Source organism: Streptomyces sp. SID13666 (genome assembly GCF_010548325.1).
GTDB lineage: Bacteria > Actinomycetota > Actinomycetes > Streptomycetales > Streptomycetaceae > Actinacidiphila > Actinacidiphila fildesensis.
On record NZ_JAAGLX010000234.1, the window covers coordinates 1 to 392 of the forward strand.

Sequence of the window (392 nt, forward strand, 5' to 3'; positions counted from 1 at the left end):
ACAGTAGATGTGCGGTCTTCGAGAGCGAGCACCCCGGACACCCGCCCGGCGCCCGTCCCTCACCCCCAGGGCCGTCACCACGCCAGTACGGCCGACACTGCTACGACGGGACCAGTAATGGCTGATTTCTCCCGCCTGCCCGGACCGAACGCCGACCTGTGGGACTGGCAGCTGCTAGCCGCCTGCCGAGGCGTCGACAGCTCCCTCTTCTTCCACCCCGAGGGCGAACGGGGAGCCGCCCGCAGCGCCCGGGAGACCTCCGCCAAGGAGGTCTGCATGCGCTGCCCCGTACGCGCCGAGTGCGCCGCCCACGCCCTCGCCGTCCGCGAGCCCTACGGCGTCTGGGGCGGCCTCACCGAGGACGAACGCGAAGAACTGATGGGCCGCGCCCG

1 protein-coding gene is annotated in these 392 nt (G+C 71.9%); it reads left to right on the forward strand.

Annotated elements, in window-relative coordinates:
• Window positions 1-117 precede the first annotated feature (117 nt).
• Window positions 118-392: WhiB family transcriptional regulator (locus tag G3I60_RS44255; RefSeq protein WP_164608606.1), on the forward strand; the 275-nt coding region annotated here is incomplete at its 3' end.